The organism is Acinetobacter faecalis (genome assembly GCF_034187745.1).
Taxonomy (GTDB): domain Bacteria; phylum Pseudomonadota; class Gammaproteobacteria; order Pseudomonadales; family Moraxellaceae; genus Acinetobacter; species Acinetobacter faecalis.
On sequence record NZ_JAXHPF010000010.1, the window covers coordinates 36,851 to 49,168 of the forward strand.

Below are 12,318 nucleotides of genomic sequence, written 5' to 3' on the forward strand. Positions count from 1 at the left end.
ATTTTTAAAGCAACTACGCACACTATTCGGACAAGCTAAATAAAAAGGTATTTTTCAAAACAATCTGCTGAAAAATACCTGCTCAATATGAAAAGTTAAGGTGCAATTTTTTCGAGTAAAACAACTTCAATATCAGTTGGTTTATAACGATGCGTATCAACCTCACCAACTACTTTTACTTTATCACCCACTTTAATTGGCGTTGCTCTAGAAATATCATCATCAATCTCTAATAAAATTGTGCCTGTTGCATCTTTAAGTTCAAATTTTTCTGCATCAATTTGCTTAACCAAAGTACCTGTTAAAGTCACAGCAGTTTCATCTGCTAATTTTATAGCTTGAGCTACTTGAACATGATTATTAACAGCTTCTTGAATAATCACATGATCATCTTTACCTGCCCATGCACTCAAAGATGTTGCTAAAGAACCTGCTATTACAGCCAATAACGCAATTTTTTTCATATAATTTACTCACGTTTAAAAATTAATCATATTATTTAAACAAATTAAGCATCTTCAGTACGCTGACTTATTGTAACTAGACAAAAAAAGGCCTTACCTTGTACAGCCTTTGTGCAAATCCATTTTTTATTATTTTTCAACTAAATGATCGATACTCAATTTACCTGCACCATGTAACATCACAAAGAATAAACCACCAGCGATAGATAAATTTTTCATTAAATTAATTGCATCTTCTGCGCCACCATGAAAAATAAAGGCAGTGATTAAACTAAATACAGCTAAACCAAATGCTGCAAAGCGAGTTTGAAAGCCAAGTAAAAGCGCCAAACCACCACCTAATTCAACCAAAATGGTTAATGGTAATAATGCCGATGGAACACCCATTGCTTCCATATAACCTGCTGTTGCTTCGTAACCTGAAATTTTTCCATAGCCAGCAACAATAAAAATATACACAACTAAAACACGAGCAAGAGTAGAAACAATCGTATTTACTTGATCTTGATTAACAATATTTTTTACAACAACATTTGGATTCAACATTTTCAAACCTATTTTTAGATTAATTCGGAAGATGTGCCCATTTTATGCATCACGAAATATAGAATAAATATACAAAATAATACCCATCGTTTTATATATAGGACAAAAAGATCGGAAATATTTATCTTTTTAATGCTGACTTTAAATACGTTGACTGCTAGGATTTGTGTACATTTTTTAGTGTTTAGCCCCAATGGATCTCGTTAGTTTTATATTGCATGTAGATGACCATCTCTTAGAATTCATTACCAATTATGGGGTATGGATTTATGCCATTTTGTTTCTCATTATTTTTGTAGAAACAGGTTTGGTTGTAATGCCATTTTTACCTGGTGATAGCTTATTATTTGCAGCAGGCGCACTTGCTGCATCTACAGGTGTAATGGATCCGTGGATTTTAATTCCTCTTCTTTTTATTGCAGCTGTACTTGGCGATACCTTGAATTACCACATTGGGAAATATATTGGGCCACGTGTTTTTGAAATTGAATCTCGTTTCATCAATAAACAACATTTAATGAATACCCAAAAATTCTTTGAAAAACATGGTGGAAAAACCATTATTTTTGCACGCTTCGTACCTTTTGCCCGTACATTTGCGCCATTTGTAGCAGGCGCAAGTAGCATGAACTACAAATACTTTTTAAGCTATAACGTTATTGGTGGTTTCCTTTGGATTTCATCTTTTGTTATTTTAGGTTTCTTATTTGGCAACATGCCTATCGTTAAAGATAATTTCACACATCTTATTTTTGGCATCATTATTCTGAGTGTATTGCCAGGCGTTATCGGTTTCATTAAACAGAAATTTTTTAAATCGAAAACTAACTAAAAAAATCTCGCTACAACTGGCAACATACACACAATAAGTAATAAAGCCGATCCTTTGTAAAATTGATCGGCTTTTAATTTATTCAGCTGACCAGATAAAATTGCACGCCCAAAAGACATCCAAAACATTGCTGTAGGAACTAATACCAAACAAAATACGGCATAAACCAAAAGACAATTTGTCGCACTATCCCATGTTTCCGCAGGAAAAATACCCGCAGCAAAAAGTAATGCTTTTGGGTTTTTTAATGTCGCGAAAAATAATTGACGTGGTCGAATAGAAGTGTGACGCTGATTATGCTGTTCTAAGTAAGAAAGCTTCCATAAACGGAATGCAAGCCACAACACATATGCTGCACTAAAAAAATGCAAAATAGTAATAAGATGTGGCCATGTTGGCGAACACAAATGAATAAACAATGCCCACAAGCTTATTGCATACAGATAGCCTAATAGCTGGGTAGGAATAAAGAGGCTTGTTTTTGCTATACCTTGCTGATGTGCCGAACTAGCCAACAATGCATTGGTTGGTCCAGGAATCATCAATACCGCAATTACAGCTAAAGTAAAAAGCCAACTTTCTATCATCTATGTACATGTTCAACTATGTTTAAGCTGCACACATTAAACGAATGTTATGAAAAATAACAAGATATTGACTTTTTAAAAATAAAACTCACGAGGTCATTTTCACTCAATAATTTCCTTATATTATTGTTTTTATTTATTTTAATTGTGAAACATTTGCTAATATTTTCACTCTGTTATTTGCATAAAGCCCTATAACAGAGTGAAATTTCAATTATGAAGTTGCTTTATTTCGTACAATAATTGGGCAAGATTTAAATTGAGCAGATTGAACAATAGCTTCTTGCTCACCCAATAATTTCGAAATTTCTGTTTTTTGGGTATTTGAAGATTGCCCCATATTGACAGAAATACTTGGTCCAAAGCCCCAACCACCGCGTCCCCATCCACCGCCGAGTCCAACCCCAACACCCATACCTGTACGTTTCGCTGGCTGCACACCATTATCTAAATGTTGCTGAATGCGATTATATTCTGCCTGAAGTTGCTGACAATTTAATGCCTGAAACTGCGTAGGTGAAACATAAGTAGGTTTCGTTGTTGTTGCACATGCACCTAAAAATAAAGTACTGCTAGCAACTAAAAAAAGTGGGAGCACTTTCATATTATTATCTCGAATGTTGTTCTAGCTCATTGAACAATAATTGATAAGCTTTAGTCAATTTATGTTCTGTTGCTAAATAAATGAGTGGTAAGTTTTTATGATGCGATTCTTTCATAATAATTGAAGGTGGCAACATACTTTCTAAAACAGGTAGACCTTCATCTTTTAGCTGTTGCACAACTTCTTTAGGTAACTTCGCTTGATGTTGATATTGATTGACCACAATTCCCTCAATTGAAAGTCGATCATTATGATCATCTTGAGTTTCCAAAATATTTTCAATAAGCGTATATAAAGCTCGCTTAGAAAAAACATCACAATCGAAAGGAATAAGCACCCGATCTGCGGCAATAAGTGCTGACAAAGTAAAAAAATTAAATGCAGGCGGTGTATCTATAAAAATTCTATCGTAATGCCCTTCTAATTGTTGTAAGGCATCTCTGAGTTTATAAATTTTATGCTTCGATTCTAATGCATGTGCCAAAGCACCTAAACTAGGACTTGCAGGAATAACATCTAAACTTTTAAATGGTGATTGGTGAACAAATGCATCTAAACCTTTAGATCTATTTTTTAAAATATTTCCTAATGCATTTCCAATTAAACCTTTACTTTGATTTGTACCCAAAACTTCATCAAAATAATTTTCAATGTTAGGCTCTAAAGCAGGCTTATCTGTGGAATATGTTGCGTCATCACCTAATAAATATTGGCTAGAGTTGGCTTGGGGGTCTAAATCTATAACGAGTGTTTTAAAACCTTCATTTCCACTAATTGCTGCCAAATTTACCGCAATACTTGATTTTCCAACCCCACCCTTTTGATTAAAAATAACCCTTATTAGCATAAGACTCCCCCCAAATTTATTTTTATGTCATGCATGTAGATTAAGCTACATGCATTTTCACCAACAAGAAAGTCTAATAATCATCCAAATACAGGTTTCACTAAAACAAGACCATAAATTGCAACAAAAGCAACCAATGCAATAACCCATCCTGCTTTACGTTGAACCAGTAAAATTGTTTCATCTTTTTTATAGGCTTTAATTAAAGAAGAAACCATCACCAAAAACAGTACAACTTTGGCATAAAACCAAGTTTCTACCTGAAAGTCTTTCATCACCAATAAGGCAACGCCTGTGAATACAACAATGGTTAAAGATGAATGCTGAAGCGCAACAAAAAGCTTTCTTGAAGATTGATTTGGCTGATTGTTTTCTACACCTTTAAATAGTGTCATTCCACGTAAAAGAATAACCACAAAAAGGAGTGCAATTCCTACAAGGTGTATTGAGGCAAGGAGTGTCGGATTCATCTCAATTCGTTCCTTTTAAGATGTTTTTGGTGCATGCGCACATTCAGGGCTTGAAGTATCTTGGTTTTTCCATTCATCGGCAATAAATGCATGAATCGCAAGTGCATGAATATTACCTGCGCCTAAAAGCTCACCTACTGCTGCATAAACTTTTTGGTGGCGTTGAACCAAACGTAATCCTGCAAAACACTCGCTCACAATAACAACTTTAAAGTGAGATTCTTTGCCAGGGAAATATCCACCATGACCTGAAGATTCATTTACAATTTCTAAATAGCTTGGCTCTAAAGTTTGTAAACGCTCATTAAGTTGCTGTTCTAAGCTCATATTCAATCTTCCAATAGTTCAAACGTCTTCATCTTTGAGTATAGCCTGTTATTGCTTTTCAAGAAAAATATAATAACGACAATACAAACTTGCATGATTACCAACTAAATTTTGCATATTTTTTCTACGAATAATAAAAAATATCTCTAAAATGGTTTTTATTTATGCAAATGATTAAAGTTTTTAAATAAAAATGTTGACCCTATTTTTTCATACTGTATTATACACGGCATGCGGGAATAGCTCAGTTGGTAGAGCATAACCTTGCCAAGGTTGGGGTCGGGAGTTCGAGTCTCCTTTCCCGCTCAAAATTTTTTCATTTAGTTTTTTATTTAAAAAACTTTATAGACTCCGCGGGAATAGCTCAGTTGGTAGAGCATAACCTTGCCAAGGTTGGGGTCGGGAGTTCGAGTCTCCTTTCCCGCTCCAGATTCTAAAAAAAGCCCTCATCTAAAGATGGGGGCTTTTTTTATGAAACTAACTATTCATATACAAAATTAAATTCACATAATTTAGCAACCACAGCTACCTCTTTTTAAACCTGAAATAAATGCATTTTGTATCTATTCAGTTTTCTTTTTACACTTAAATTTCACTCTCACCCACTCAATAAAACAATGGCTTGGCCATTACCCAGTCACTAATTTCAATAGTGAATATCCATCTCAAAAATTCTGCAAACCAACTGATTAAACATTCAACATAATTACATCTTTCAAAAGAATGTTCGCTTTTCAATATTTTGAAGACTGTGTATAACAATGAACCAGTAAGTAAAAATCAGAAGCATAGGCAAAATGCTGTAAAAAGCGTTAAACTATGCAACCATTTAATGAATTTAAACGTCATTAGTGACTTAAAAAAGGTGAAGGTTGATGCCGCTCAATACTGTTGAAGAGCTTGTAGCAGATATCCGTGCAGGAAAAATGGTTATCCTGATGGATGACGAAGATCGTGAAAATGAAGGCGACTTAGTTATTGCTGCTACTCACGTTCGTCCAGAAGATATCAACTTTATGATTACGCATGCTCGTGGTCTTGTATGTTTAACTCTAAGTAAAGAACGCTGCCAGCAGCTTAATCTACCTCTTATGGTCGATGCGAACGGCGCTCAGCATGGTACAAACTTCACTTTATCTATTGAAGCTGCTCAAGGTATTTCGACAGGTATTTCACCTGCTGAACGAGCGCATACAATTCAGACTGCAGTAGCAGCACATGCAAAGCCTGCTGACATTGTTCAACCAGGTCATATTTTCCCACTTATGGCTCAGCCAGGTGGTGTATTACACCGTGCAGGTCATACAGAAGCAGGCTGCGATTTATCTCGTTTAGCTGGCTTAGAGCCTGCATCTGTAATTTGTGAAATTATCAATGAAGATGGCACGATGGCACGTCGTCCTGACCTTGAAGTTTTTGCAGAAAAACATGGTTTAAAAATTGGTACTATTGCCGATCTTATTCACTACCGCATGACCAATGAGCAAACGGTAGAACGTATTGATCAACAAACACTTGATACTGAATACGGTACATTTGAACTTTTCCGCTATCGTGAATTAGGTAATCCTGATATTCATTTAGCATTAGTAAAAGGCGAGCCAAAAGAAGGCGTGACCACTGTTCGTGTTCATGGTTTTAATCCAACACGTGATTTACTTAAAATCAATAAGCAAGATGGCGAGCCTGCTTGGAACTTAGATCGTGCTTTAAAAGAAATTTCGAACAGCGATCGTGGTGTTTTAGTTTGGATTGGTCAGCGTCATTTACAAGATTTAGGTCCAGCACTTGATGTGTTAACAACACCTAAAAATGTGAAATCGAATTCTGCTCTTTCACAGCAATATCAAACAATTGGTGTGGGTGCACAAATTCTTCGCGATTTAGGCGTAGAAAAAATGAAGTTATTAAGTTCGCCTTTACGCTTCAACGCATTATCTGGTTTTAATTTAGAAGTGGTGGAATACATCACAGCACAACAAACATCTTAAGAAATAATCGAGGTTGTTATGGCTATTCGCCGTATTGAAGGTATGTTACATCTCGCTAGCGAAGGCCGTTATGCGATTTTAGTTGGGCGTTTTAACAGCTTTGTTGTTGAACATCTGTTAGAAGGTGCAATTGATACATTGAAACGTCATGGCGTATCAGAGGATAATATCACTGTTGTTCATGCACCAGGTGCTTGGGAACTTCCTGTTGTTGCGAAAAAACTTGCAGCTTCAAATGGTTTCGATGCAATTATTGCGCTAGGTGCAGTGATTCGTGGTAGCACGCCTCACTTCGATTTTGTTGCTGGTGAATGTGCCAAAGGTTTAGGCGTTGTTGGTCTAGACACAGGCTTACCAGTAATTAATGGTGTATTAACTACGGATAGTATTGAACAAGCGATTGAACGCTCTGGTACAAAAGCAGGTAATAAAGGTGGCGAAGCTGCCCTTACTGCGATTGAAATGGTTAACTTGTTAAAGGCTATTTAAAGCATGTCGCAAACACTTCAAGCTACTTATGCAGCAAAACGTAAAGCACGTCGCTTTGCTGTACAAGGAATTTATGAATGGCAAATGAGCCACAATCCAGTACATGAAATTGAGGCACGTACACGTGTTGAAAATGCCATGCACAAAGTGGATCTTAGCTATTATCATGAATTGCTCACTCAAGTGGTTGCAAATCATGAAGCGTTAGATGCGCTATTAATTCCTGTATTGGATCGCGAGCTTAGCGCATTAGATGGCGTTGAACTTGCGACCCTTCGTCTTGGCGCATATGAATTGAAAGAACATCTTGAAATTCCATACCGCGTTGTTTTAGACGAAGCAATTGAGCTTGCTAAACACTTTGGTGGTGCAGACAGTCATAAATACATCAATGGTGTATTAGATCGTTTAGCAACTACTTTACGTGAAGCAGAAAAACAACAAGCTAATTAATTTTAAGTAGTTTCGTTGTATGGCTGAGTTTTCTATCATTGACACTTATTTTAATCGAAAGGCTTTCTCGTCAGTCGATTTAGGTGTGGGTGATGACTCAGCCTTGCTCTCTCCTCCTCCACAGCAACAATTGGTCATTTGTGCCGATACACTCGTTGCAGGAAGACATTTTCCTTTAGATACAGATCCACATGCAATTGGCTGGAAATCTGTTGCCGTAAATTTATCTGATATTGCAGCTATGGGCGCAAAGCCTCACAGCATATTACTCGCATTGAGCTTACCCCAAATTGATCATGACTGGCTTAAAGGTTTTAGTCAGGGTTTATACGATTGTTGCGATCAATTTGGTGTAAGTTTAATTGGTGGTGATACCACTCAAAGTCCCCATTTAACGATTTCTGTTACAGCGCTTGGCTGGGTAGATACAGGACAAGGTGTTCTACGTTCAGGCGCACAAGTTGGCGACTACATTTGTGTCAGTGGACAAGTTGGCGATGCGGCTTTTGGCTTAAAGCATCGTGATCATCCACTGAAAAAACGCTTAGATTATCCAACACCACGTTGTGCCTTAGGACAAAGCTTAAAAGGCTTAGCCAACAGCATGATTGATGTATCTGATGGCTTAGCTCAAGATCTCGGGCACATTTTAAAAGCATCCAATGTTGGGGCTAAAATTGATCTTCATCAATTACCTATAGATATTTCATTAAAAGAATTACCACTAGAACAGCAATGGCAATATGCACTTGCAGGCGGTGATGATTATGAATTGTGCTTTACAATTAGCCCAGAAAATCATGCTAAACTTTTGCAACAACAACTCGATATAAATATCAGCACCATTGGGCAAATTACAGAACATAAAGAATTATGCTTTGTCCAAAATGGCACAACAAAGACATTAAAATTTAATGGATATCAACACTTTGCATAAGCCTGCAATCAACTTTAAAGAGATGTCTTGGAAAAATCGTTTTATCGTCTTTTGTGGCGTCGGTTTTGGTTCAGGACTATCACCCAAAGCACCTGGTACAGCAGGTTCTGCTTTCGCTTTATTATTTGTGCCTATCTGGCTTGCAATTGGATTTTTCAACTCCATTTTAGCCATGCTTGTAATGTCTTTAGTTGGCATCTATATTTGCGGACAAACAGCAAAAGTCATGAATGTCCATGATGATGGTCGTATTGTCTGGGATGAGTTTGCAGGTCAATCAATTACATTTTTACCACTCATTTATTTGGGACAAATGAGTTGGTTATGGTTATTAGTTGGTTTTGCACTATTCCGCTTATTTGATGTTTGGAAACCATGGCCAATACGTGTGATTGATCGCCAAGTCGGTGGTGGTTTCGGTATAATGTTCGACGATATTATTGCAGGTCTATGGGCGGCAATATGTATTCTTGCGTACCTCTATATTTCAATGGCTTAAGCCAAATTTTCAAGGTGTATTATGTCAACTTCTGTGATTATTCTTGCTGCAGGTAAAGGAACTCGAATGCGTTCGAGCTTACCTAAAGTATTGCAGCCACTCGCAGGACGCCCTTTACTTGGTCATGTCATTGAAACTGCAAAAAAATTAGATGCAAAAAACATCATCACCATTTATGGTCATGGTGGTAACTTAGTACAACAAGCATTTGCACATGAAAATGTTCAATGGGTAGAACAAACCGAACAGCTTGGCACAGGTCATGCAGTAAAAGTTACGTTACCAGTACTTCCTAAAAATGGTATTTCACTTATTCTTTCAGGTGACGTACCTTGCATTACCCAAGAAACACTTGAGAAGCTTCTTAATGTTTCACGTGAAACAGGTATTGGACTTGTAACACTTACACTTCCAGATGCAACTGGCTACGGTCGTATTGTGCGTGAAAATGGTAAAATTCAAGCCATTGTTGAACATAAAGATGCATCTAGTGAACAACATAAAATTAAAGAAATTAACACAGGTATTTACTGTGTTAGCAATGCGAAATTACATGAATGGTTGCCTCGCTTAAGTAACAACAATGCTCAAGGTGAATATTACCTGACTGATATTGTTGCTATGGCAATTGCAGATGTTTTAGAAGTTGCATCAGTTGAACCACTTATGCCATTTGAAGTTGAAGGCGTAAATGATCGACTTCAACTTGCGGCCTTAGAACGCGAGTATCAAGCAGACCAAGCTAAAAAATTGATGCAACAAGGCGTTCATTTAATTGACCCTACTCGCTTTGATTTGCGTGGTTCACTAAAAGTTGGGCAAGATGTTCGTATTGACATTAACGTGATTATTGAAGGTGATTGCGAGCTTGGCAACAATGTAGAAATTGGCGCGGGTTGCATCATTAAAAATACTAAAATTGCTTCAGGTACTAAAGTTCAACCATATAGCGTATTTGATAATGCTGTTGTGGGTGAAGATGCTCAAATTGGTCCATTTGCACGTTTACGCCCAGGTGCGCAACTTGCAAACGAAGTCCATATTGGTAACTTTGTTGAAGTTAAAAATTCAAGCATTGGATTAGGTTCAAAAGCAAACCACTTTACTTACCTTGGCGATGCTGAGGTTGGCGCAGGTTCAAATATTGGTGCAGGTACAATTACCTGTAACTACGATGGCGCAAATAAATTCAAAACCATTATTGGCGATAATGCCTTTATTGGTTCAAACAGCTCACTTGTTGCTCCTATTCAAATTGGCAATGGTGCAACAGTTGGTGCAGGCTCTACAATCACTCAAGATGTTGCAGAAAATAGCTTAGCTGTAGAACGTTCTAAGCAATTTGCTAAAGAAAATTATCAACGTCCACAAAAGATTAAGAAATAAGAGGAATTCACTATGTGTGGTATTGTCGGTGGCGTTGCAGAACGTAATATTAGTAATATCCTTATTGAAGGTTTAAAGCGCTTAGAATACCGTGGCTACGATTCAGCAGGTTTAGCTTTAATTAATCAAGGGCAAGTGCTTCGTGAACGTCGCGTTGGTAAAGTTGCCAATTTAGCAGATGCTGTTTCAGAATCTCAAATTTCAGGTGCGCTTGGTATTGCGCACACACGTTGGGCAACTCACGGCAAACCAACTGAAGAAAATGCTCATCCGCATACTTCTGGTCAGGTTGCTGTTGTTCACAATGGTATCATCGAAAATTATCAAGAACTTAAAGATGATTTAATTGCTCGTGGCTACATCTTCACATCACAAACCGATACTGAAGTGGTTGCTCACTTAATCAATGATACACTAAAAACATCAAAAGATTTATTAGAAGCTGTACGCAAAGTAGTACCACAGCTTAAAGGTGCTTATGCACTTGGTATCGTACATACAGATCATCCTGATGAATTAATTACAGTTCGTGAAGGCTCACCACTTGTGATTGGTGTAGGCATTGGCGAGAACTTTATCAGCTCTGATCAACTCGCACTCCTTCCAATTACCAACCGTTTTATCTATCTTGAAGAAGGTGATATTGCACGTTTAACACGTAATTCTATTGAAGTATTTGTTGATGGTGTCATTGTCGAACGCCCTGTAAAAGAACTTGATGCAACAGTAAGTAATGCATCAAAAGGTGAGTATAAGCACTACATGCTCAAAGAAATTTATGAGCAACCTGAAGCAATTAAGCAAACGATTTCACAAGCATTAAATGGCAATGCACTTCGTGAAGATTTCTTAGCTTCTGCAATTGAAGATTTCTCGAATATTCAGCAAGTTCAAATTATTGCTTGTGGTACAAGTTACCACGCAGGCATGATCGCAAAATATTGGTTCGAGCAACTAATTGATCTGCCTTGCCAAGTTGAAATTGCGAGTGAATTCCGCTATCGCTCACCTGTAATTGTAAACAACACACTTTATGTGTGTATCTCTCAATCGGGTGAAACAGCAGATACTTTAGCTGCACTTCGTGACACACAAAAACGTGCTGCAACTAAAGGCTTAAACATCACAACAATGACGATTTGCAACGTCGCAACATCTTCAATGGTACGTGAAACCAATCATAGCTTATTGACGCTTGCAGGTCCTGAAATTGGCGTTGCATCAACAAAAGCATTCACGACTCAGCTTGCTGCTTTAATGCTACTTGTATTGAAAATTGGTCAAATTAAGCAAACAATTTCAGAAGATCAAATTACAAAAATTGTGACTGAACTTTGGCATACACCAAAAGTTATTTTAGATACCTTGCAAAATGATAAAGAAATTTTGCGCTTGTCTGAACTCTTTGTTGAAAAGCAACACTGCCTATTCTTAGGTCGTGGCACACACTTCCCTATTGCATTGGAAGGCGCTTTAAAACTTAAAGAAATTTCATATATTCATGCTGAAGGTTATGCAGCAGGCGAACTTAAACATGGTCCACTTGCTCTTGTAGATAACGACATGCCTGTTGTTATTCTTGCGCCTAAAGATGACATGCTAGATAAGCTAAAATCGAATATGGAAGAAGTTCAAGCACGTGGTGGTGAACTTTTTGTATTTGCAGATGAACATAGCGGTATTAAAGGCAAAGATCGTCAACACGTGGTAAACGTACCTACAGTTGATCCAATTCTTGCGCCAATTGTTTACAGTATTCCTGTGCAATTACTGTCTTATCATGTTGCAGTACTTCGTGGTACTGACGTAGACCAACCACGTAACCTTGCAAAATCTGTGACTGTTGAATAATTGAATAAAGGGCTGGATTTTCCAGCCTTTTTTCT

At 37.3% G+C, this 12,318-nt stretch carries 15 protein-coding genes and 2 tRNA genes; 10 read left to right on the plus strand and 7 right to left on the minus strand.

Annotated elements, in window-relative coordinates; genetic code table 11:
* Positions 1 to 95: 95 nt before the first annotated feature.
* Together SKM54_RS10810 and SKM54_RS10815 are read right to left on the minus strand one after the other, a co-directional pair.
* Positions 96 to 464 (minus strand): NirD/YgiW/YdeI family stress tolerance protein, encoded by a 369-nt coding sequence (locus tag SKM54_RS10810; RefSeq protein ID WP_154773184.1) that lies wholly within the window; start codon positions 462 to 464, stop codon positions 96 to 98.
* A gap of 129 nt (positions 465 to 593) precedes the next feature.
* Positions 594 to 1,010: a DoxX family protein gene (locus tag SKM54_RS10815; protein WP_321095333.1), complete on the minus strand. Its 417-nt coding sequence runs from the start codon at positions 1,008 to 1,010 to the stop codon at positions 594 to 596.
* Positions 1,011 to 1,203: 193 nt separating this feature from the next.
* Between SKM54_RS10815 and SKM54_RS10820 the strand changes: the two genes are divergently transcribed.
* A complete protein-coding gene (locus SKM54_RS10820) occupies positions 1,204 to 1,842 on the plus strand; it encodes a DedA family protein (protein WP_321095334.1) in 639 nt (212 codons plus the stop codon).
* On the opposite strand, the gene SKM54_RS10825 is transcribed toward SKM54_RS10820, so the two are convergent.
* From SKM54_RS10825 to SKM54_RS10845, 5 genes are all read right to left on the minus strand, one after another.
* A complete protein-coding gene (locus SKM54_RS10825) occupies positions 1,839 to 2,429 on the minus strand; it encodes a LysE family translocator (protein WP_321095335.1) in 591 nt (196 codons plus the stop codon). The two genes, SKM54_RS10820 and SKM54_RS10825, sit on opposite strands and share 4 nt — an antisense overlap.
* A 214-nt stretch (positions 2,430 to 2,643) precedes the next feature.
* A complete protein-coding gene (locus SKM54_RS10830; RefSeq protein WP_321095336.1) occupies positions 2,644 to 3,033 on the minus strand; it encodes a hypothetical protein in 390 nt (129 codons plus the stop codon).
* Between the two features lie 4 nt (positions 3,034 to 3,037).
* Positions 3,038 to 3,880: a ParA family protein gene (locus SKM54_RS10835; RefSeq protein WP_321095337.1), complete on the minus strand. Its 843-nt coding sequence runs from the start codon at positions 3,878 to 3,880 to the stop codon at positions 3,038 to 3,040.
* Positions 3,881 to 3,960: 80 nt separating this feature from the next.
* Entirely contained in the window at positions 3,961 to 4,350 is a 390-nt protein-coding gene (locus SKM54_RS10840; RefSeq protein WP_321090151.1) for a SirB2 family protein, read from the minus strand.
* 15 nt (positions 4,351 to 4,365) lie between these two features.
* Entirely contained in the window at positions 4,366 to 4,677 is a 312-nt protein-coding gene (locus SKM54_RS10845) for a BolA family protein (protein ID WP_154773191.1), read from the minus strand.
* Between the two features lie 233 nt (positions 4,678 to 4,910).
* Between SKM54_RS10845 and SKM54_RS10850 the strand changes: the two genes are divergently transcribed.
* The 9 genes from SKM54_RS10850 (at position 4,911) to glmS (ending at position 12,283) form a co-directional block, all read left to right on the plus strand.
* A tRNA-Gly gene (locus SKM54_RS10850) sits at positions 4,911 to 4,983 on the plus strand.
* Between the two features lie 47 nt (positions 4,984 to 5,030).
* Positions 5,031 to 5,106, plus strand: a tRNA-Gly gene (locus tag SKM54_RS10855).
* Between the two features lie 446 nt (positions 5,107 to 5,552).
* Positions 5,553 to 6,668: a bifunctional 3,4-dihydroxy-2-butanone-4-phosphate synthase/GTP cyclohydrolase II gene (gene ribBA, locus SKM54_RS10860; protein WP_248103292.1), complete on the plus strand. Its 1,116-nt coding sequence runs from the start codon at positions 5,553 to 5,555 to the stop codon at positions 6,666 to 6,668.
* Between the two features lie 18 nt (positions 6,669 to 6,686).
* On the plus strand, positions 6,687 to 7,157 hold the full coding sequence (gene ribH / locus SKM54_RS10865; protein ID WP_152873952.1) for a 6,7-dimethyl-8-ribityllumazine synthase: 471 nt from the start codon (positions 6,687 to 6,689) through the stop codon (positions 7,155 to 7,157).
* Positions 7,158 to 7,160: 3 nt separating this feature from the next.
* Entirely contained in the window at positions 7,161 to 7,610 is a 450-nt protein-coding gene (nusB, locus tag SKM54_RS10870) for a transcription antitermination factor NusB (protein WP_154773158.1), read from the plus strand.
* Positions 7,611 to 7,629: 19 nt separating this feature from the next.
* Positions 7,630 to 8,547, plus strand: coding sequence for a thiamine-phosphate kinase (thiL, locus tag SKM54_RS10875; RefSeq protein ID WP_154773157.1), 918 nt, complete (start codon positions 7,630 to 7,632; stop codon positions 8,545 to 8,547).
* Positions 8,525 to 9,046 carry a phosphatidylglycerophosphatase A family protein gene (locus tag SKM54_RS10880; RefSeq protein ID WP_154773156.1) on the plus strand — a complete coding sequence of 174 codons (522 nt, stop codon included), beginning with the start codon at positions 8,525 to 8,527 and terminating at the stop codon, positions 9,044 to 9,046. Before thiL ends, SKM54_RS10880 begins: the two co-directional genes overlap by 23 nt.
* A gap of 21 nt (positions 9,047 to 9,067) precedes the next feature.
* Positions 9,068 to 10,432: a bifunctional UDP-N-acetylglucosamine diphosphorylase/glucosamine-1-phosphate N-acetyltransferase GlmU gene (gene glmU, locus SKM54_RS10885; protein WP_321095338.1), complete on the plus strand. Its 1,365-nt coding sequence runs from the start codon at positions 9,068 to 9,070 to the stop codon at positions 10,430 to 10,432.
* A gap of 12 nt (positions 10,433 to 10,444) precedes the next feature.
* Entirely contained in the window at positions 10,445 to 12,283 is a 1,839-nt protein-coding gene (gene glmS, locus SKM54_RS10890) for a glutamine--fructose-6-phosphate transaminase (isomerizing) (protein ID WP_321095339.1), read from the plus strand.
* The last annotated feature ends 35 nt before the right edge of the window (positions 12,284 to 12,318 follow it).

Coding starts and splice junctions, on each gene's coding strand:
- SKM54_RS10810 (WP_154773184.1), bottom strand. CDS start 464: ATGAAAAAAATTGCGTTATTGGCTGTAATAGCAGGTTCTTTAGCAACA.
- SKM54_RS10815 (WP_321095333.1), bottom strand. CDS start 1,010: ATGTTGAATCCAAATGTTGTTGTAAAAAATATTGTTAATCAAGATCAA.
- SKM54_RS10820 (WP_321095334.1), top strand. CDS start 1,204: ATGGATCTCGTTAGTTTTATATTGCATGTAGATGACCATCTCTTAGAA.
- SKM54_RS10825 (WP_321095335.1), bottom strand. CDS start 2,429: ATGATAGAAAGTTGGCTTTTTACTTTAGCTGTAATTGCGGTATTGATG.
- SKM54_RS10830 (WP_321095336.1), bottom strand. CDS start 3,033: ATGAAAGTGCTCCCACTTTTTTTAGTTGCTAGCAGTACTTTATTTTTA.
- SKM54_RS10835 (WP_321095337.1), bottom strand. CDS start 3,880: ATGCTAATAAGGGTTATTTTTAATCAAAAGGGTGGGGTTGGAAAATCA.
- SKM54_RS10840 (WP_321090151.1), bottom strand. CDS start 4,350: ATGAATCCGACACTCCTTGCCTCAATACACCTTGTAGGAATTGCACTC.
- SKM54_RS10845 (WP_154773191.1), bottom strand. CDS start 4,677: ATGAGCTTAGAACAGCAACTTAATGAGCGTTTACAAACTTTAGAGCCA.
- ribBA (WP_248103292.1), top strand. CDS start 5,553: ATGCCGCTCAATACTGTTGAAGAGCTTGTAGCAGATATCCGTGCAGGA.
- ribH (WP_152873952.1), top strand. CDS start 6,687: ATGGCTATTCGCCGTATTGAAGGTATGTTACATCTCGCTAGCGAAGGC.
- nusB (WP_154773158.1), top strand. CDS start 7,161: ATGTCGCAAACACTTCAAGCTACTTATGCAGCAAAACGTAAAGCACGT.
- thiL (WP_154773157.1), top strand. CDS start 7,630: ATGGCTGAGTTTTCTATCATTGACACTTATTTTAATCGAAAGGCTTTC.
- SKM54_RS10880 (WP_154773156.1), top strand. CDS start 8,525: ATGGATATCAACACTTTGCATAAGCCTGCAATCAACTTTAAAGAGATG.
- glmU (WP_321095338.1), top strand. CDS start 9,068: ATGTCAACTTCTGTGATTATTCTTGCTGCAGGTAAAGGAACTCGAATG.
- glmS (WP_321095339.1), top strand. CDS start 10,445: ATGTGTGGTATTGTCGGTGGCGTTGCAGAACGTAATATTAGTAATATC.